General features: G+C 42.3%; 21 protein-coding genes. 18 read left to right on the top strand and 3 right to left on the bottom strand.

Annotation, left to right across the window (positions count from 1 at the left end):
* The first annotated feature begins 18 nt into the window (after window positions 1-18).
* Together Xets_RS17385 and Xets_RS17380 are read left to right on the top strand one after the other, a co-directional pair.
* Window positions 19-360, top strand: a complete 342-nt coding sequence (locus tag Xets_RS17385; RefSeq protein WP_099132434.1) for a DUF805 domain-containing protein — start codon at window positions 19-21, stop codon at window positions 358-360.
* Between the two features lie 72 nt (window positions 361-432).
* On the top strand, window positions 433-1,950 hold the full coding sequence (locus tag Xets_RS17380; RefSeq protein ID WP_187652215.1) for an FAD-binding oxidoreductase: 1,518 nt from the start codon (window positions 433-435) through the stop codon (window positions 1,948-1,950).
* A 430-nt stretch (window positions 1,951-2,380) separates the two neighbouring features.
* On the opposite strand, the gene Xets_RS17375 is transcribed toward Xets_RS17380, so the two are convergent.
* Window positions 2,381-2,725 carry a helix-turn-helix domain-containing protein gene (locus tag Xets_RS17375; protein ID WP_187652214.1) on the bottom strand — a complete coding sequence of 115 codons (345 nt, stop codon included), beginning with the start codon at window positions 2,723-2,725 and terminating at the stop codon, window positions 2,381-2,383.
* Between the two features lie 118 nt (window positions 2,726-2,843).
* Between Xets_RS17375 and Xets_RS17370 the strand changes: the two genes are divergently transcribed.
* From Xets_RS17370 to Xets_RS17335, 8 genes are all read left to right on the top strand, one after another.
* Window positions 2,844-4,127 (top strand): phage/plasmid replication protein, II/X family, encoded by a 1,284-nt coding sequence (locus Xets_RS17370; RefSeq protein WP_187652213.1) that lies wholly within the window; start codon window positions 2,844-2,846, stop codon window positions 4,125-4,127.
* Window positions 4,128-4,145: 18 nt separating this feature from the next.
* Complete coding sequence (locus Xets_RS17365; RefSeq protein ID WP_187652212.1) at window positions 4,146-4,439, top strand: DNA-binding protein G5P; 294 nt, start codon at window positions 4,146-4,148, stop codon at window positions 4,437-4,439.
* A gap of 59 nt (window positions 4,440-4,498) precedes the next feature.
* Window positions 4,499-4,600, top strand: coding sequence for a tail virion protein G7P-2 (locus tag Xets_RS28755; protein ID WP_370588257.1), 102 nt, complete (start codon window positions 4,499-4,501; stop codon window positions 4,598-4,600).
* Window positions 4,601-4,688: 88 nt separating this feature from the next.
* Complete coding sequence (locus tag Xets_RS17355) at window positions 4,689-4,916, top strand: major coat protein (RefSeq protein WP_187652211.1); 228 nt, start codon at window positions 4,689-4,691, stop codon at window positions 4,914-4,916.
* A 54-nt stretch (window positions 4,917-4,970) separates the two neighbouring features.
* Window positions 4,971-6,407, top strand: coding sequence for a hypothetical protein (locus Xets_RS17350; protein WP_187652210.1), 1,437 nt, complete (start codon window positions 4,971-4,973; stop codon window positions 6,405-6,407).
* 2 nt (window positions 6,408-6,409) lie between these two features.
* Window positions 6,410-6,751, top strand: coding sequence for a minor coat protein (locus Xets_RS17345; RefSeq protein WP_187652209.1), 342 nt, complete (start codon window positions 6,410-6,412; stop codon window positions 6,749-6,751).
* Entirely contained in the window at window positions 6,751-7,818 is a 1,068-nt protein-coding gene (locus Xets_RS17340; protein WP_187652208.1) for a zonular occludens toxin domain-containing protein, read from the top strand. Before Xets_RS17345 ends, Xets_RS17340 begins: the two co-directional genes overlap by 1 nt.
* Window positions 7,799-9,052: a general secretion pathway protein GspD gene (locus Xets_RS17335; RefSeq protein ID WP_187652207.1), complete on the top strand. Its 1,254-nt coding sequence runs from the start codon at window positions 7,799-7,801 to the stop codon at window positions 9,050-9,052. Before Xets_RS17340 ends, Xets_RS17335 begins: the two co-directional genes overlap by 20 nt.
* A gap of 785 nt (window positions 9,053-9,837) precedes the next feature.
* Here the strand turns inward: Xets_RS17335 and Xets_RS17330 are convergent.
* Window positions 9,838-10,182: a helix-turn-helix domain-containing protein gene (locus Xets_RS17330; RefSeq protein ID WP_187652214.1), complete on the bottom strand. Its 345-nt coding sequence runs from the start codon at window positions 10,180-10,182 to the stop codon at window positions 9,838-9,840.
* Window positions 10,183-10,300: 118 nt separating this feature from the next.
* Here Xets_RS17330 and Xets_RS17325 point away from each other — a divergent pair, with 118 nt between their 5' ends.
* From Xets_RS17325 to Xets_RS17290, 8 genes are all read left to right on the top strand, one after another.
* Window positions 10,301-11,584, top strand: coding sequence for a phage/plasmid replication protein, II/X family (locus Xets_RS17325; protein ID WP_187652213.1), 1,284 nt, complete (start codon window positions 10,301-10,303; stop codon window positions 11,582-11,584).
* Between the two features lie 18 nt (window positions 11,585-11,602).
* Window positions 11,603-11,896: a DNA-binding protein G5P gene (locus tag Xets_RS17320; protein ID WP_187652212.1), complete on the top strand. Its 294-nt coding sequence runs from the start codon at window positions 11,603-11,605 to the stop codon at window positions 11,894-11,896.
* 59 nt (window positions 11,897-11,955) lie between these two features.
* The gene (locus Xets_RS28750; RefSeq protein WP_370588257.1) at window positions 11,956-12,057 is read left to right on the top strand and encodes a tail virion protein G7P-2; all 102 of its coding nucleotides are present in this window, start codon (window positions 11,956-11,958) and stop codon (window positions 12,055-12,057) included.
* Between the two features lie 88 nt (window positions 12,058-12,145).
* Entirely contained in the window at window positions 12,146-12,373 is a 228-nt protein-coding gene (locus Xets_RS17310; RefSeq protein ID WP_187652211.1) for a major coat protein, read from the top strand.
* Between the two features lie 54 nt (window positions 12,374-12,427).
* A complete protein-coding gene (locus Xets_RS17305; protein ID WP_187652210.1) occupies window positions 12,428-13,864 on the top strand; it encodes a hypothetical protein in 1,437 nt (478 codons plus the stop codon).
* A gap of 2 nt (window positions 13,865-13,866) precedes the next feature.
* Window positions 13,867-14,208 (top strand): minor coat protein, encoded by a 342-nt coding sequence (locus Xets_RS17300; RefSeq protein WP_187652209.1) that lies wholly within the window; start codon window positions 13,867-13,869, stop codon window positions 14,206-14,208.
* A complete protein-coding gene (locus Xets_RS17295) occupies window positions 14,208-15,275 on the top strand; it encodes a zonular occludens toxin domain-containing protein (protein ID WP_187652208.1) in 1,068 nt (355 codons plus the stop codon). The genes Xets_RS17300 and Xets_RS17295 overlap by 1 nt, the downstream gene beginning before the upstream one ends.
* A complete protein-coding gene (locus Xets_RS17290; RefSeq protein WP_187652207.1) occupies window positions 15,256-16,509 on the top strand; it encodes a general secretion pathway protein GspD in 1,254 nt (417 codons plus the stop codon). Before Xets_RS17295 ends, Xets_RS17290 begins: the two co-directional genes overlap by 20 nt.
* 813 nt (window positions 16,510-17,322) lie before the next feature.
* On the opposite strand, the gene Xets_RS17285 is transcribed toward Xets_RS17290, so the two are convergent.
* Window positions 17,323-17,778 carry a YaiI/YqxD family protein gene (locus tag Xets_RS17285; RefSeq protein WP_187652206.1) on the bottom strand — a complete coding sequence of 152 codons (456 nt, stop codon included), beginning with the start codon at window positions 17,776-17,778 and terminating at the stop codon, window positions 17,323-17,325.
* Window positions 17,779-18,164 lie beyond the last annotated feature (386 nt).

Genomic DNA, 18,164 nt, shown 5'->3' with positions numbered 1-18,164 from the left:
TCATAAGAGAGGGGAACAATGCACTGGTATTTAAATGTATTAAAGAATTATACCTATTTCAGGGGGCGGGCTCAGCGTAAGGAGTTCTGGTATTTCTTTCTGTTTCAGATCCTTGTTGTTCTCATCATTTCTTTCCTGGAAAGGTTGTTTGCTGTTGCCAACCCCGAAATTTATATGGGGTGGTTTAGTGCTATCTATTTACTGATCACATTTTTGCCAGCATTGGCGGTAAATGCCCGCCGCCTGCACGATATCAATTGTAGCGCCTGGTGGCTACTGTTACATCTTATCCCGTTTGTCGGCACTATTATTTTACTGATTCTCGCCGCTCGGAAAGGACGGGCGGGCAGCAATAAATAATCGGATTCACTCACAGGAAAAATACCCCAGGCCAGGCTAACGGATAATTTCCGATCATAAAGGAGTGCTGAAATGGCAATGAACAGAAGAGATTTTATCTCTACTGCCGCAACCTTCACAGGAGCGGGAGTACTTTCATCCATATTTCCCACTACATCTCTGCTCGCTCAGGCCATCAATATTAACCCATTCCAGCCGATTCTGTTGCAGGATGCACAGTACAGAACCAGCCGGTTGGGCTTGGATCCGCGCATCTGGAACTGGCATAGAGACATGACTACCAACGCCATGCCCGCCAACTACTATGAGGCCTCCTTGGTCGATTGGCCAGCTTTTGGAAGCTTTTCCAGAGACCAAAGCTGTGAGGTAGTAGTTATTGGCGGCGGGTTGCTGGGAGCTTCCACTGCACTGCATCTTGCTGAAGCTGGCGTGGATGTGATTCTGGTTGAAAAGGATAACATTGGTTCGGGAGCCTCTGGCCGTAATGGGGGACAGATGACCCCCGGAATTGCCCGTTGGGAAGCTGAAACCATACTGGAAAAATTTTCACCTGATGAGGCCAAACGTTTATGGCGTTTTGCATCGATTGAAGCGATGGCTCTTGTAGATGAGCTCCGCGAGCGTTACGGCTTTGAATGTGACCGCAAATATGGTCATATTACTGCAGCAATACATCCAGGTCATATGGGGCCATTGGTTGCTAATGTTGATGCCCGGCGCCAACTGGGAGATAGGGCAGTGAAGGTTATTGGGCCACACGAATTACAGGAAGAGTATGTGTGTTCGAGTATCTATCATGGTGCCAATATCGACAGCATCGGCGGACAGGTTCAGCCTCTGGCGCTGCTGCGAGGCTTAGTTTATGGCTTTGTCAGATTGGGTGGACGAGTCTATGACAGTACAAAAGTGAAAGGCATTAGACAGGATGCCAGCAGCACGGTCATAGAAACTGAGCGGGGAGTTATCAGAGCGAGTAAAGCTGTGGTACTGGGGGTACATGGCTCCACCGATGAGTTTATTTCCGGCCCTTCTACTACAGTGCCTTTTTTCACCTATGTAGCAGTAACCTCGCCGTTGCCGGTGGATATCAAAGAGCTGATTCCGTCAGATCTTCCGGTCTACGATACACAGTTACAGATAGACTATTATCGCGCGGTGCGTGACAACCGTCTGCTATTCGGTGGACAGGGCACTGGCAACTCCTGGTCACCGCGTGATGTGAACAACTACTTGCTTGATCGTATCAGAACCGTATTCCCGCATCTGGAAAAACCTGAACTGGAATACTCCTGGGGTGGGATCAGCGATTTGACACTGAACGGTGCCACCGATGCCCGCAAAAGCGGTGACAGCATCCCTGTGTATATGGTGCATGGTTGGAGCGGACATGGAGTGGCGCAGACGGTACGCATTGGCAAAGCCATCAGCGACGATCTCATCGGACGCAATCACGACTTTGCTATGCTTACCTGCATTGATCACACGAGGATTCCGTTAGGCTCCTATCTCTCTCCGGTGGCTATCCCATTGATTAAAGGCGCTCTGGGAGTAATAAGCACGCTTAATCCGGCAGATATGGTTTCGTTCTGAGTGGTTGGTTTCCATTAGCAGAGAGGCAACTATCACATGCTATGTGCTCTATACAATCGCTCCCACGCCGATTAAATTATTCCTCTCTTGGTTACAAGAGAGGAGCTTCAGCATCGCCATAAAATCTCAGTATTTTTTAAAAGTATCAATGATTCGCATAATGTGATATGCCGTTATGTTGAATTGGTGAGCGGCGATAATCACAACCCGCCGCCACCAATTTACACATAACGCGATTATGCGAACCTCTTTATCAAAGGTCGGCAACCGTCCGATTCGCCAAATTACCTGCCAGTTTTTTTCGGTTTTTAGCTCTTCTGTTTTTTTGCCAATTGTTGCACAAATTTTGCACATTAAAGAGTACATGACTCTTTAATTATGTACTCTTGTTTCAATTTGAAACGGTGCTAGTGATTTTTTGACCGAAAGCTTAACTTCTTTTTGCATCTTTCTCTGTAAGCATGTTTTCTGCTTGGTTTATCAGATTCATACCTTTAGTTATCTTCTTGATGGTTTCTTGATCTTTTTCGGGTAGTTTTTTTATTACGTTGATTAAGTAATTGGTATCGCTTGAGTTTTGGTTGTAGATGAGTTCATCTACAGAGCAATTCAATGCTGTACTTATTGATATAATTGATTGAATAGTCGGGTTTTTTTGTTCATTTCTCTCTATTTTTGATAGCTGAGAAAATGATATTTCTGTTTTTTCGGCTAATTCTTCCCTTGTCATGCCCAGTGCTTCCCTTCTTGTTCTTATATTCTCACCTATAGACATGGTAATTCTCACCTGTGAACTGTTTCACGGAATAATAGCGCATTTATGAATACTTTGTTGACTATCTAAGGTTTGTTGATTATATATAGTCACTATTGGTGTTCATAGAGTGATTGTTATGATAGATCTTCTTGAGTTACAGATTCCTTTCAAAGACGAGTATGTAGTCAAGACTTCTCGTGATATTGAACACGGGGGCGGCTCTATCGATTTGGTACAGATCGCGAAATTGTCGGGGTTGCGGCTTTCGGCACGGGATGTTGAGTTTGAGATAAAAGGGGATTTGTCCGTTCAGGGACTGAGCCATCCTTTTGAATCGTTACCAACGCATTTTGCCAGTTTGGGAATGAAGGTTTATCAGGGGACACATTTAATTTTTCCGCGCGTTAACCTGAAAGCATCTCCGGCGAAATTATTGCAGGGACATAATGTTTTTGGCTCGGTAGATATTGCGTTATGTGGTGTTGAACTACTGGCTAATCTGGCAGCATCACAGCCTGAACTGTATGATTTGTTGGATGTTGATAATACTGAAGTGTCAGAAATTCATACCACTTGCTCTGCGAGATTGCCGTCTGAAACCATTTGTAAGCAGGTTATTTCTTACCTGAAAAATATCAGTCATGGTCAGACAAAAGCGACTAAAGCGAATGATCATGAATCGACAGTGTATTTTAACCGGGGGTCAAAACACCGTGAGCTGTGTATTTATCATAAAGAATCTGAGGTGGCAAAACGTACGGAAGAAATTCAGCGAAAGTTGCGTAAGAATCCAAAGGATGCATCATTACAGTATCAGATGACTGTTTTAAACGATAAGCGATTAATTGAATTTTCAAATAATTTATTACGGCTGGAAGGGCGGTTAAAAAAGCGGTTTTTGCGGGACAATGACATTCCCGTTAAATTTTCGGATTTGTGTTTATATCAGGAACAGTACGAAACGGATGGCAAGAGCCTAATTTATGATTTATGGATGAAAAGTTTTCATGATTTATTGATGGCGCTGCGGGGTGTGGAAATGAATATTTATGATGATGAACATATTTTTGATTTATTGAAATCAACGTATTTTACCATTACCCCGAAAGGGAATACATCATATTCGAAAGCACAGCGCGTATTTGGTTTTTACCGGCGGTTAGTGAATGAAGGTTATTCTAATGTTTTGAACTCTATGAGCAGAACAACATTTTGGCGTTCTTTGGCTTTATTAACTGATGTTGGTATCAGTAAATCACAATTGCAAAACCTGACAGGCGATAAAACGAACGTCATTCCGTTTTATAAAGTTATTAATATTGATTTTGCGCAGCAGCGCCCTGACTGGTACGTCGAACCCGTGAGTGTCTTCGAACGTCAGGGTAACGTATACGATTTTAAATTAGCAGCGAATGCTTAATAGATAGGATTATTAATTATGTCTGAATTACCATTATTTCATACTGTCATCAGCGGAAAAGTGATCCGCATTAACTCATCGAATGATGGTTATGTTTTTACAACAATTATATTGCCAGCACCAGACCCTTACTCAAAGCCGCCTGTGGTTAAAGTGCGGTCACGCCGAAAATTAGCCAGTATTGATTCAGAAGTGACGGAATTAGTTTGTCGGATTTCAGGTTTTGAGCGTTCATTTAAATATCATGACAAACAAACAGGGCAACCCTCAGTGGGGTATAACGTTGAGATGTTTTTAGATTTAGTGGAATAGATTATAACAATTTGATTAATGGAAATTTCAATATTACTTGATTATATGGTGAGTGAAATATTATTCAGGAATGTAATTTAACCGAAATTTATAATTTGGTATTTAATGCCGGGCTTGTTATTTGTTTTGCACTTGGCGTTATTGCCGGAGGCCAGAGATGATTATTTCTTATTTCTTTGGTGCTTTTATTTTGGGATGGTGTATTTCCCGTTCTGTTTTGTATTTTAAAAGGTTAGCTGAGGTTTCAACGTGAAAAATTTTATTGTTAAGTCTGCTGTAGCGGTTTTCGCATTAGCTGCATCTGTCGGGGCGTTTGCCGCTGATGGCGGGGCGGCTTCTCAGGCTAAAGTGGCTTTTGACCAATTAACGAGTCAGGCAACAGAATTTACGACTTATGCTTGGGGATTGGCTGTTTTAATTGTGGGGTCAACGGTCGGCATTAAATTGTTTAAGAAGTTTGTTAACAAGGCTTCTTAATATTCCTTTTCTTGTTAAGGGGCTTAGGCCCCTTTTTTTGATCCAGAGGTTTATATGCGGCTTATTTTTTTGTCTCTCTTGATCGTCCCTTTTTTTTCTTATTCCTCTAATTTGACTCAGGCACAATGTAAATCTAAGGCTGTCTTTAAGGGCAATATGACTAATGTCTGGAAGGAAGGCAATACACGTTACGCTAATTTTCAGGGTTGTCTTTATGCGCTTTCGGGGATATCCATAGGCACTGCTGATGGATCTTGGTATGGGGATTGGACCCCCGTTGGCGCCGTTGAGGAAGATGGCTCCGGGGTTGGGGTTGATGAATCAGGGGCGAAGAGTAAGGGGGGGAATTCTGGGGGGGGTTCTGGTGTGTCAGGTGGGAACGCGGAGTTAATGCCGTTGGAGAGGGGAAAATTTGTGACGGTTCCCGATCCGTCTGCGGTTATTTTGCCTGCTGGGACGGAGTTTGCGGAGAGTATTGATGATAAACATGCGATTTATACTAAAGCGGGAGGGGGGAATGGATATATTCTGGGAGATAATGCGGATGTTGTTGCGCTGGCCGGTATACTCAGTGATATTAAATCGAGTTATATGCCGATTGGTTTGTGGTTTGATCGTACTGATGATTACGGTCATCATGTTCGGTTAAATACGTATGAGCAAAAAATTTCTTATCGGTTGAATGAAAAGAAAATTTTCCCTTCAGAACCTAATTTTATTGATTATGAATATGAAATAAAGGTGCATCATACGAATTACGATCCGAGTAATGTGTGTATTTATGATGAGAATACCGCTACAACACGTTGTGATGAGTCTCGGCTGATCAAACAGTCCTCGAATGAATCTTCGAATACTTATACCCTGCAAGTGAGGGCGAATATGCAGGCCTTGAAAGGAAGGGAGGGTTCTGGGAATAATGGCAATCATTCGTTTGGTCACAGCGGAAATAACACTTCCGGTCACAACGAAAATAAATCATCGGGTAATAACGGTAATAGTGCGTCCGGTCATAGTGGTCAGGGGGATGGCATGGGCGATTTTGATTATGATCGCATGTCAAATGCGAATAAAAATGCTATGACAGAAGAGTATGACGAATCACGCATTAAGTCGGATATGACCTCGGAATTTGAATCATCATATTCTTCTTTGATGGATGTATTTAATAATCATATTAACAGTGTATCGGGATTAATTAATGGGGGCGGTCAAATTGGCGATGAATTTCAGGAATCAGCAGGTTATATGTCCCAAATAGGTAGCGGGGATAATTCTTCCTTAATTGATAATTTTATGCATTTCTTTCCGTCATTACCATCTGCGACGGAATGTAAGCCCATTGTTTTTGGTACGGGCAAAGAATATGAATTTACCATTGAGTGTAAATATTTGGATATGTTTAAAAGTATTTTTGCTTTTATTCTTTATTTCTGGACATTCGTAACTATTTACGAAACGTTCACGTCATTGCTGCGTAATAGGGGGTAATTATGCCTGTTTTACTGGGAATACCTGCGTTAATCCGGTTTTTGGGCTGGTTACTTTCTTTTTTAATCGGTTATTTAGCGAAGTTTTTTACTTTAGGCATTGCCCGTATTGCGCTGGCTATCAGTCTTTTTCTGGGGCTGCTTGTTGGTCTGAATAGTTTACTGGTTTCTTATCTATCAGATTTGGTTGCGGTCTTGCCGCCTGAAATTAGCGGGGCGATTTCCTCTATTTTGCCGTCTAATGCGTTGCCTTGTCTGTATGCGATATTTTCTTTAAAAGCGGCGGTCTTTATTTTTGACGTCAAAGACCGGGTGATTTCTTATCTGGACTGGAATAAATCATAATGGCGGTTTATGTGGTGACAGGGAAATTGGGTTCAGGGAAAACGCTGGTTGCTGTGGGGAAGATCCAGGACAAGATAGTAGCAGGGTGTAAGGTGGCAACGAATCTGGATTTGCGTGTCTGGAACCTGCCGCGGGTTGGGCGGTTTGCCAAGTCGCCGCGGGTAATGCGTATTCCTGATAAACCCGCTTTGGCTGACCTTGAGTGTATTGGTCGGGGGAATGATTCGTATGATGAAAACAAAAACGGGTTATTGGTCCTGGATGAATGCGGGACGTGGTTTAACTCGCGTTCGTGGTCGGACAAACAGCGGCAATCGGTCGTTGACTGGTTTTTGCATGCGCGCAAATTGGGCTGGGATATTATTTTCTTAATTCAGGATTTATCGATTATGGACAAGCAAGCCCGTTTGGCGCTTGCCGAGCATGTCGTGTATTGTCGCCGACTGGATAAGATTACGATCCCGTTTATTGGCAGTATTTATAGTTTTATGACAGGCAGTAAAATGCCGTTGCCCAAAATTCATGTCGGGATTGTGAAATATGGTGATTCGCCCCAGTCGATGACAGTTGAGCGCTGGACGTACACAGGGCGTGATTTGTATTCAGCTTATGATACAAAGCAGGCGTTTTCTGATAATTATGATGAGGGTGTTTATTCTTATTTAACGCCTTATTTATCTCATGGGCGTTATGCTTGTCCGCGTAATATGGATTTTTATATGCGTTTAACAAAGGTTTATTTAAAACGGTTTTCACGTATTTTTATTTTAATATTTGGTGTTTTGTTGAGTTTTATTTTTAATTATTTTTATCAGGATAAGCCCGTTACTCCGGTTGCAGTTTCTGAAAAAAAGGAAGTTAAAAAAAACAGAGATTACCCATTGAATGAATTTAAAATTATTTCCTCTTCCCGTTATGGATTTGAGGTGAACTTAATTTTTTCAGATGCAAAAGGAAATAAAGTCACTTCTCAGGAATTGGTAAGAAATGGTTATGACGTTTCATTTCTTGACGTGTGTAATGTGGTGATTTCTAAAGGACTGCAAAATGCAAAAGTGGGCTGTTAATTTATTATTTTTTATTTCTGTCACTTTTTCGGGATTTGTGTGGTCAGAGCAGGTTGAGTTAAATAATGCTTCATTGCGAGATTTTGTGGCGTGGTATGCAAAAGCCTCAGCGCAGGCGATTGTGATCACATCCGATGTTAAGGGGGACATTACCGTTTATTCTGCTGATGTGACGCCAGAGAACCGGACGGATTTCTTTGTTTCTGTCCTGCGGGCTAATGGCTATGATCTTTTCCCTGGCGAGCCTGCTATTGTCGGTAAATATCAGCCTGTTTCTGAGCGTATTGATGCTGGAAATTCCCCTGAATCGTCCGATCTTTTGTCTAAAGAAGAGGTAGAGCTTGTTACACGGACTTACAAAATCAACCATGTTCGGGCGAAAGACTTGGCGCCGGTGATTGATATTTATTTGAAGTCTGCTCGTGTGGCGGGAGTGAAAGCCTTGCCGTTTGATGGCGCGAATATTGTGGCCGTGACTGCGCCTGAAAAGCTCCATGATGAGTTATATGCCGTTTTACCGGAGATTGATGTACCTCGTGATCAAGTGCTGATTGAAGGTTTGATGTTCGAAACAACGGAGGGTAAGGCGTTTGATTTCGGTTTTTCGGCAGGCTCTCAGACCGGAGTGATTGCCGGAGGTGTGAATACGGATCGGCTTGCTTCGGTTCTATCGGCAGCGGGGGGATCTTTCGGCATTTTTAATGGGAATGTACTGGGGCTTTCTCTTAAGGCTGTCCAGAAGGATAGTGCTTCTTCTGTATTGTCCGTGCCTCGTATCTTGACTATGTCCGGTCAGCGGGGCTATATCTCAGTGGGTCAGAATGTGCCTTTTGTAACAGGAAAAGTGACAGGGGAAGCAGCCAGCGTAAATAATCCGTTTCAGACCATTGAGCGGCATGATGTGGGCGTTTCTTTAGAAGTTACGCCGATTGTAACTTCTTCTGATGTAGTCATCCTGAATATTCAGGTTAAGGCGGATAGCATCAGTACGTTAACAGGTGCCAGTGATATCATTACTAATCAGCGTCAGATTGATACAACCGTGCATTTAAATAGTGGTCAGACGTTATTGTTAGGTGGAATTATTGATGATCGCGCTTCAAATGAAGACAGTTCCGTTCCGTTTATGTCCCGCATTCCGTTAATTGGTTGGTTATTTAGTTCTGAATCGGATGATGCCCAGAAGCGCGCGCTCTATGTGATGATCCATGCTCGCGTTTTACGTGCTATCTGAGCGTGATTAAAAAATTATTGGCCAGAGTTACAGGCGCAGCCTGTGACTCTGGTTAATAATTTTGATATCACCCATTTGGTGATCGAGTGACGATTTATGTCTTTTACTTTGACGAACGCGTCAGGCGTCGGCGGGGTAATCACGTCATTACGTTATTTTTTTCACGTAACGAATGACCTGAGCTTGTTGGGGTTTTTAGATGCCCGTCAGGGCATGAAAGGCGACTCTTCGGTGTGACTGGGGACACCGTTGCCAATCCGCCGATACAAAGGGGGGACTCATTGGGGAGCACGGCCACTTCCTTCATCCTGCCAAGCCGTCTTTTCGCGGGCGGTCAGCGACACGAAAGTTGGACGGTCGCAGACAAAAGAAATGTTCAGCTCGCACGGGACAATTTTCACTCTCGGTGACCGGACTTCGTTGGGGTTCAGGAACGTGACGAACAACGTGAACTAAACAACAGTGTGACGTGGAACTTTTGCCGTAATTCTTCTCAGTGTTCTTAGGTTCGCATAATGTGATATGCCGTTATGTTGAATTGGTGAGCGGCGATAATCACAACCCGCCGCCACCAATTTACACATAACGCGATTATGCGAACCTCTTTATCAAAGGTCGGCAACCGTCCGATTCGCCAAATTACCTGCCAGTTTTTTTCGGTTTTTAGCTCTTCTGTTTTTTTGCCAATTGTTGCACAAATTTTGCACATTAAAGAGTACATGACTCTTTAATTATGTACTCTTGTTTCAATTTGAAACGGTGCTAGTGATTTTTTGACCGAAAGCTTAACTTCTTTTTGCATCTTTCTCTGTAAGCATGTTTTCTGCTTGGTTTATCAGATTCATACCTTTAGTTATCTTCTTGATGGTTTCTTGATCTTTTTCGGGTAGTTTTTTTATTACGTTGATTAAGTAATTGGTATCGCTTGAGTTTTGGTTGTAGATGAGTTCATCTACAGAGCAATTCAATGCTGTACTTATTGATATAATTGATTGAATAGTCGGGTTTTTTTGTTCATTTCTCTCTATTTTTGATAGCTGAGAAAATGATATTTCTGTTTTTTCGGCTAATTCTTCCCTTGTCATGCCCAGTGCTTCCCTTCTTGTTCTTATATTCTCACCTATAGACATGGTAATTCTCACCTGTGAACTGTTTCACGGAATAATAGCGCATTTATGAATACTTTGTTGACTATCTAAGGTTTGTTGATTATATATAGTCACTATTGGTGTTCATAGAGTGATTGTTATGATAGATCTTCTTGAGTTACAGATTCCTTTCAAAGACGAGTATGTAGTCAAGACTTCTCGTGATATTGAACACGGGGGCGGCTCTATCGATTTGGTACAGATCGCGAAATTGTCGGGGTTGCGGCTTTCGGCACGGGATGTTGAGTTTGAGATAAAAGGGGATTTGTCCGTTCAGGGACTGAGCCATCCTTTTGAATCGTTACCAACGCATTTTGCCAGTTTGGGAATGAAGGTTTATCAGGGGACACATTTAATTTTTCCGCGCGTTAACCTGAAAGCATCTCCGGCGAAATTATTGCAGGGACATAATGTTTTTGGCTCGGTAGATATTGCGTTATGTGGTGTTGAACTACTGGCTAATCTGGCAGCATCACAGCCTGAACTGTATGATTTGTTGGATGTTGATAATACTGAAGTGTCAGAAATTCATACCACTTGCTCTGCGAGATTGCCGTCTGAAACCATTTGTAAGCAGGTTATTTCTTACCTGAAAAATATCAGTCATGGTCAGACAAAAGCGACTAAAGCGAATGATCATGAATCGACAGTGTATTTTAACCGGGGGTCAAAACACCGTGAGCTGTGTATTTATCATAAAGAATCTGAGGTGGCAAAACGTACGGAAGAAATTCAGCGAAAGTTGCGTAAGAATCCAAAGGATGCATCATTACAGTATCAGATGACTGTTTTAAACGATAAGCGATTAATTGAATTTTCAAATAATTTATTACGGCTGGAAGGGCGGTTAAAAAAGCGGTTTTTGCGGGACAATGACATTCCCGTTAAATTTTCGGATTTGTGTTTATATCAGGAACAGTACGAAACGGATGGCAAGAGCCTAATTTATGATTTATGGATGAAAAGTTTTCATGATTTATTGATGGCGCTGCGGGGTGTGGAAATGAATATTTATGATGATGAACATATTTTTGATTTATTGAAATCAACGTATTTTACCATTACCCCGAAAGGGAATACATCATATTCGAAAGCACAGCGCGTATTTGGTTTTTACCGGCGGTTAGTGAATGAAGGTTATTCTAATGTTTTGAACTCTATGAGCAGAACAACATTTTGGCGTTCTTTGGCTTTATTAACTGATGTTGGTATCAGTAAATCACAATTGCAAAACCTGACAGGCGATAAAACGAACGTCATTCCGTTTTATAAAGTTATTAATATTGATTTTGCGCAGCAGCGCCCTGACTGGTACGTCGAACCCGTGAGTGTCTTCGAACGTCAGGGTAACGTATACGATTTTAAATTAGCAGCGAATGCTTAATAGATAGGATTATTAATTATGTCTGAATTACCATTATTTCATACTGTCATCAGCGGAAAAGTGATCCGCATTAACTCATCGAATGATGGTTATGTTTTTACAACAATTATATTGCCAGCACCAGACCCTTACTCAAAGCCGCCTGTGGTTAAAGTGCGGTCACGCCGAAAATTAGCCAGTATTGATTCAGAAGTGACGGAATTAGTTTGTCGGATTTCAGGTTTTGAGCGTTCATTTAAATATCATGACAAACAAACAGGGCAACCCTCAGTGGGGTATAACGTTGAGATGTTTTTAGATTTAGTGGAATAGATTATAACAATTTGATTAATGGAAATTTCAATATTACTTGATTATATGGTGAGTGAAATATTATTCAGGAATGTAATTTAACCGAAATTTATAATTTGGTATTTAATGCCGGGCTTGTTATTTGTTTTGCACTTGGCGTTATTGCCGGAGGCCAGAGATGATTATTTCTTATTTCTTTGGTGCTTTTATTTTGGGATGGTGTATTTCCCGTTCTGTTTTGTATTTTAAAAGGTTAGCTGAGGTTTCAACGTGAAAAATTTTATTGTTAAGTCTGCTGTAGCGGTTTTCGCATTAGCTGCATCTGTCGGGGCGTTTGCCGCTGATGGCGGGGCGGCTTCTCAGGCTAAAGTGGCTTTTGACCAATTAACGAGTCAGGCAACAGAATTTACGACTTATGCTTGGGGATTGGCTGTTTTAATTGTGGGGTCAACGGTCGGCATTAAATTGTTTAAGAAGTTTGTTAACAAGGCTTCTTAATATTCCTTTTCTTGTTAAGGGGCTTAGGCCCCTTTTTTTGATCCAGAGGTTTATATGCGGCTTATTTTTTTGTCTCTCTTGATCGTCCCTTTTTTTTCTTATTCCTCTAATTTGACTCAGGCACAATGTAAATCTAAGGCTGTCTTTAAGGGCAATATGACTAATGTCTGGAAGGAAGGCAATACACGTTACGCTAATTTTCAGGGTTGTCTTTATGCGCTTTCGGGGATATCCATAGGCACTGCTGATGGATCTTGGTATGGGGATTGGACCCCCGTTGGCGCCGTTGAGGAAGATGGCTCCGGGGTTGGGGTTGATGAATCAGGGGCGAAGAGTAAGGGGGGGAATTCTGGGGGGGGTTCTGGTGTGTCAGGTGGGAACGCGGAGTTAATGCCGTTGGAGAGGGGAAAATTTGTGACGGTTCCCGATCCGTCTGCGGTTATTTTGCCTGCTGGGACGGAGTTTGCGGAGAGTATTGATGATAAACATGCGATTTATACTAAAGCGGGAGGGGGGAATGGATATATTCTGGGAGATAATGCGGATGTTGTTGCGCTGGCCGGTATACTCAGTGATATTAAATCGAGTTATATGCCGATTGGTTTGTGGTTTGATCGTACTGATGATTACGGTCATCATGTTCGGTTAAATACGTATGAGCAAAAAATTTCTTATCGGTTGAATGAAAAGAAAATTTTCCCTTCAGAACCTAATTTTATTGATTATGAATATGAAATAAAGGTGCATCATACGAATTACGATCCGAGTAATGTGTGTATTTATGATGAGAATACCGCTACAACACGTTGTGATGAGTCTCGGCTGATCAAACAGTCCTCGAATGAATCTTCGAATACTTATACCCTGCAAGTGAGGGCGAATATGCAGGCCTTGAAAGGAAGGGAGGGTTCTGGGAATAATGGCAATCATTCGTTTGGTCACAGCGGAAATAACACTTCCGGTCACAACGAAAATAAATCATCGGGTAATAACGGTAATAGTGCGTCCGGTCATAGTGGTCAGGGGGATGGCATGGGCGATTTTGATTATGATCGCATGTCAAATGCGAATAAAAATGCTATGACAGAAGAGTATGACGAATCACGCATTAAGTCGGATATGACCTCGGAATTTGAATCATCATATTCTTCTTTGATGGATGTATTTAATAATCATATTAACAGTGTATCGGGATTAATTAATGGGGGCGGTCAAATTGGCGATGAATTTCAGGAATCAGCAGGTTATATGTCCCAAATAGGTAGCGGGGATAATTCTTCCTTAATTGATAATTTTATGCATTTCTTTCCGTCATTACCATCTGCGACGGAATGTAAGCCCATTGTTTTTGGTACGGGCAAAGAATATGAATTTACCATTGAGTGTAAATATTTGGATATGTTTAAAAGTATTTTTGCTTTTATTCTTTATTTCTGGACATTCGTAACTATTTACGAAACGTTCACGTCATTGCTGCGTAATAGGGGGTAATTATGCCTGTTTTACTGGGAATACCTGCGTTAATCCGGTTTTTGGGCTGGTTACTTTCTTTTTTAATCGGTTATTTAGCGAAGTTTTTTACTTTAGGCATTGCCCGTATTGCGCTGGCTATCAGTCTTTTTCTGGGGCTGCTTGTTGGTCTGAATAGTTTACTGGTTTCTTATCTATCAGATTTGGTTGCGGTCTTGCCGCCTGAAATTAGCGGGGCGATTTCCTCTATTTTGCCGTCTAATGCGTTGCCTTGTCTGTATGCGATATTTTCTTTAAAAGCGGCGGTCTTTATTTTTGACGTCAAAGACCGGGTGATTTCTTATCTGGACTGGAATAAATCATAATGGCGGTTTATGTGGTGACAGGGAAATTGGGTTCAGGGAAAACGCTGGTTGCTGTGGGGAAGATCCAGGACAAGATAGTAGCAGGGTGTAAGGTGGCAACGAATCTGGATTTGCGTGTCTGGAACCTGCCGCGGGTTGGGCGGTTTGCCAAGTCGCCGCGGGTAATGCGTATTCCTGATAAACCCGCTTTGGCTGACCTTGAGTGTATTGGTCGGGGGAATGATTCGTATGATGAAAACAAAAACGGGTTATTGGTCCTGGATGAATGCGGGACGTGGTTTAACTCGCGTTCGTGGTCGGACAAACAGCGGCAATCGGTCGTTGACTGGTTTTTGCATGCGCGCAAATTGGGCTGGGATATTATTTTCTTAATTCAGGATTTATCGATTATGGACAAGCAAGCCCGTTTGGCGCTTGCCGAGCATGTCGTGTATTGTCGCCGACTGGATAAGATTACGATCCCGTTTATTGGCAGTATTTATAGTTTTATGACAGGCAGTAAAATGCCGTTGCCCAAAATTCATGTCGGGATTGTGAAATATGGTGATTCGCCCCAGTCGATGACAGTTGAGCGCTGGACGTACACAGGGCGTGATTTGTATTCAGCTTATGATACAAAGCAGGCGTTTTCTGATAATTATGATGAGGGTGTTTATTCTTATTTAACGCCTTATTTATCTCATGGGCGTTATGCTTGTCCGCGTAATATGGATTTTTATATGCGTTTAACAAAGGTTTATTTAAAACGGTTTTCACGTATTTTTATTTTAATATTTGGTGTTTTGTTGAGTTTTATTTTTAATTATTTTTATCAGGATAAGCCCGTTACTCCGGTTGCAGTTTCTGAAAAAAAGGAAGTTAAAAAAAACAGAGATTACCCATTGAATGAATTTAAAATTATTTCCTCTTCCCGTTATGGATTTGAGGTGAACTTAATTTTTTCAGATGCAAAAGGAAATAAAGTCACTTCTCAGGAATTGGTAAGAAATGGTTATGACGTTTCATTTCTTGACGTGTGTAATGTGGTGATTTCTAAAGGACTGCAAAATGCAAAAGTGGGCTGTTAATTTATTATTTTTTATTTCTGTCACTTTTTCGGGATTTGTGTGGTCAGAGCAGGTTGAGTTAAATAATGCTTCATTGCGAGATTTTGTGGCGTGGTATGCAAAAGCCTCAGCGCAGGCGATTGTGATCACATCCGATGTTAAGGGGGACATTACCGTTTATTCTGCTGATGTGACGCCAGAGAACCGGACGGATTTCTTTGTTTCTGTCCTGCGGGCTAATGGCTATGATCTTTTCCCTGGCGAGCCTGCTATTGTCGGTAAATATCAGCCTGTTTCTGAGCGTATTGATGCTGGAAATTCCCCTGAATCGTCCGATCTTTTGTCTAAAGAAGAGGTAGAGCTTGTTACACGGACTTACAAAATCAACCATGTTCGGGCGAAAGACTTGGCGCCGGTGATTGATATTTATTTGAAGTCTGCTCGTGTGGCGGGAGTGAAAGCCTTGCCGTTTGATGGCGCGAATATTGTGGCCGTGACTGCGCCTGAAAAGCTCCATGATGAGTTATATGCCGTTTTACCGGAGATTGATGTACCTCGTGATCAAGTGCTGATTGAAGGTTTGATGTTCGAAACAACGGAGGGTAAGGCGTTTGATTTCGGTTTTTCGGCAGGCTCTCAGACCGGAGTGATTGCCGGAGGTGTGAATACGGATCGGCTTGCTTCGGTTCTATCGGCAGCGGGGGGATCTTTCGGCATTTTTAATGGGAATGTACTGGGGCTTTCTCTTAAGGCTGTCCAGAAGGATAGTGCTTCTTCTGTATTGTCCGTGCCTCGTATCTTGACTATGTCCGGTCAGCGGGGCTATATCTCAGTGGGTCAGAATGTGCCTTTTGTAACAGGAAAAGTGACAGGGGAAGCAGCCAGCGTAAATAATCCGTTTCAGACCATTGAGCGGCATGATGTGGGCGTTTCTTTAGAAGTTACGCCGATTGTAACTTCTTCTGATGTAGTCATCCTGAATATTCAGGTTAAGGCGGATAGCATCAGTACGTTAACAGGTGCCAGTGATATCATTACTAATCAGCGTCAGATTGATACAACCGTGCATTTAAATAGTGGTCAGACGTTATTGTTAGGTGGAATTATTGATGATCGCGCTTCAAATGAAGACAGTTCCGTTCCGTTTATGTCCCGCATTCCGTTAATTGGTTGGTTATTTAGTTCTGAATCGGATGATGCCCAGAAGCGCGCGCTCTATGTGATGATCCATGCTCGCGTTTTACGTGCTATCTGAGCGTGATTAAAAAATTATTGGCCAGAGTTACAGGCGCAGCCTGTGACTCTGGTTAATAATTTTGATATCACCCATTTGGTGATCGAGTGACGATTTATGTCTTTTACTTTGACGAACGCGTCAGGCGTCGGCGGGGTAATCACGTCATTACGTTATTTTTTTCACGTAACGAATGACCTGAGCTTGTTGGGGTTTTTAGATGCCCGTCAGGGCATGAAAGGCGACTCTTCGGTGTGACTGGGGACACCGTTGCCAATCCGCCGATACAAAGGGGGGACTCATTGGGGAGCACGGCCACTTCCTTCATCCTGCCAAGCCGTCTTTTCGCGGGCGGTCAGCGACACGAAAGTTGGACGGTCGCAGACAAAAGAAATGTTCAGCTCGCACGGGACAATTTTCACTCTCGGTGACCGGACTTCGTTGGGGTTCAGGAACGTGACGAACAACGTGAACTAAACAACAGTGTGACGTGGAACTTTTGCCGTAATTCTTCTCAGTGTTCTTAGGTTCGCATAATGTATATTATGTTAAATTAAACGTAAACTAAAGCCTAGTAAGTGCCCTGCTTTATCATCAACGATTCCCCCCGGAATACTTTCTTTTGGCAATCCATCCTTTTGTGATGGTTTGCCAGTGTAGTTCCCTCTTAAATCATGACGGTGTGACGAAAAAAGCGGAGGAGAAAGAAAGGATTAGCATTTCATTCTCCATTATCTATGTGATTGTTTACGGTTGTTCTGTTGAATACGTGTTAGGAATTTAATAAATTCGCATAATGAAATGGTGTTGTTCGTAGAATAGTGATGTTTTATTTCAAGATACTTTTTTTTGTTGCAATAACCAGTTATCTAATTCATTTGCGAACCGCTGGCGATCACGCTGGCTTAACGTCGCAGGCCCTCCCGTTTGGATTCCACTTGCTCGCATCGTATCCATAAAATCCCGCATAACTAGGCGTTCACGTATTGTTGCTTCACTATAACGTTCACCGCGCGGATTGAGTGCTATTGCACCTTTTCCGACCACTTCAGCAGCAAGAGGAATATCTGCTGTAATCACTAAATCACCGATTTTTGAACGACGAACAATTTCATTGTCAGCCATATCAAACCCAGCCGGGACTTGTAACGTATGTAAAAAAATGGATGTAGGTACACTTAGTTGTTGATTTGCCACAAATGTAATCCGTATTTTTTCACGTTCTGCTGCACGATATAATACTTCTTTTATAACCTTAGGACATGCATCAGCATCTACCCATATAGGCATAACAAATTCCTCTTAACTTCATGTTTTTAGCTATATCTAAGATATTTGCATTATTTTAAAATAATCAAACCAGGGTGCCATCCATATCAAAGACATGTAGTAGACTCACGTTTTTTCTCCGGTCTGATTAACAAGGCAAATCTGCCAGTTATCTAGTAAGTCATCACCCAGCCAGAACAGCATTGATTCATCTTCTGACCCTGAGCTGATTCTGGACATGCTCTATGTGCACTATAACAACTTTTGGTAAGGTCCACTACTGTACATATATAATGCATACAATTTCTCTAGGGGCTGTGGACGTTTTGTGACGGGAATTTGAACGGCATGATGATCTGGTATCATTGTTTTCGCCAAAAAACGGTTACCGTGAGAACATCATGCCA

Source organism: Xenorhabdus sp. TS4 (genome assembly GCF_014467265.1).
In the GTDB taxonomy this organism is placed as follows: domain Bacteria; phylum Pseudomonadota; class Gammaproteobacteria; order Enterobacterales; family Enterobacteriaceae; genus Xenorhabdus; species Xenorhabdus ehlersii.
This window is presented reverse-complemented; position numbering and strand designations above follow the sequence as displayed.

Coding starts and splice junctions, on each gene's coding strand:
- Xets_RS17320 (WP_187652212.1), top strand. CDS start 11,603: ATGTCTGAATTACCATTATTTCATACTGTCATCAGCGGAAAAGTGATC.
- Xets_RS17300 (WP_187652209.1), top strand. CDS start 13,867: ATGCCTGTTTTACTGGGAATACCTGCGTTAATCCGGTTTTTGGGCTGG.
- Xets_RS17335 (WP_187652207.1), top strand. CDS start 7,799: ATGCAAAAGTGGGCTGTTAATTTATTATTTTTTATTTCTGTCACTTTT.
- Xets_RS17330 (WP_187652214.1), bottom strand. CDS start 10,182: ATGTCTATAGGTGAGAATATAAGAACAAGAAGGGAAGCACTGGGCATG.
- Xets_RS17385 (WP_099132434.1), top strand. CDS start 19: ATGCACTGGTATTTAAATGTATTAAAGAATTATACCTATTTCAGGGGG.
- Xets_RS17290 (WP_187652207.1), top strand. CDS start 15,256: ATGCAAAAGTGGGCTGTTAATTTATTATTTTTTATTTCTGTCACTTTT.
- Xets_RS17380 (WP_187652215.1), top strand. CDS start 433: ATGGCAATGAACAGAAGAGATTTTATCTCTACTGCCGCAACCTTCACA.
- Xets_RS17350 (WP_187652210.1), top strand. CDS start 4,971: ATGCGGCTTATTTTTTTGTCTCTCTTGATCGTCCCTTTTTTTTCTTAT.
- Xets_RS17295 (WP_187652208.1), top strand. CDS start 14,208: ATGGCGGTTTATGTGGTGACAGGGAAATTGGGTTCAGGGAAAACGCTG.
- Xets_RS17340 (WP_187652208.1), top strand. CDS start 6,751: ATGGCGGTTTATGTGGTGACAGGGAAATTGGGTTCAGGGAAAACGCTG.
- Xets_RS17375 (WP_187652214.1), bottom strand. CDS start 2,725: ATGTCTATAGGTGAGAATATAAGAACAAGAAGGGAAGCACTGGGCATG.
- Xets_RS17345 (WP_187652209.1), top strand. CDS start 6,410: ATGCCTGTTTTACTGGGAATACCTGCGTTAATCCGGTTTTTGGGCTGG.
- Xets_RS17365 (WP_187652212.1), top strand. CDS start 4,146: ATGTCTGAATTACCATTATTTCATACTGTCATCAGCGGAAAAGTGATC.
- Xets_RS17325 (WP_187652213.1), top strand. CDS start 10,301: ATGATAGATCTTCTTGAGTTACAGATTCCTTTCAAAGACGAGTATGTA.
- Xets_RS17285 (WP_187652206.1), bottom strand. CDS start 17,778: ATGCCTATATGGGTAGATGCTGATGCATGTCCTAAGGTTATAAAAGAA.
- Xets_RS17370 (WP_187652213.1), top strand. CDS start 2,844: ATGATAGATCTTCTTGAGTTACAGATTCCTTTCAAAGACGAGTATGTA.
- Xets_RS17305 (WP_187652210.1), top strand. CDS start 12,428: ATGCGGCTTATTTTTTTGTCTCTCTTGATCGTCCCTTTTTTTTCTTAT.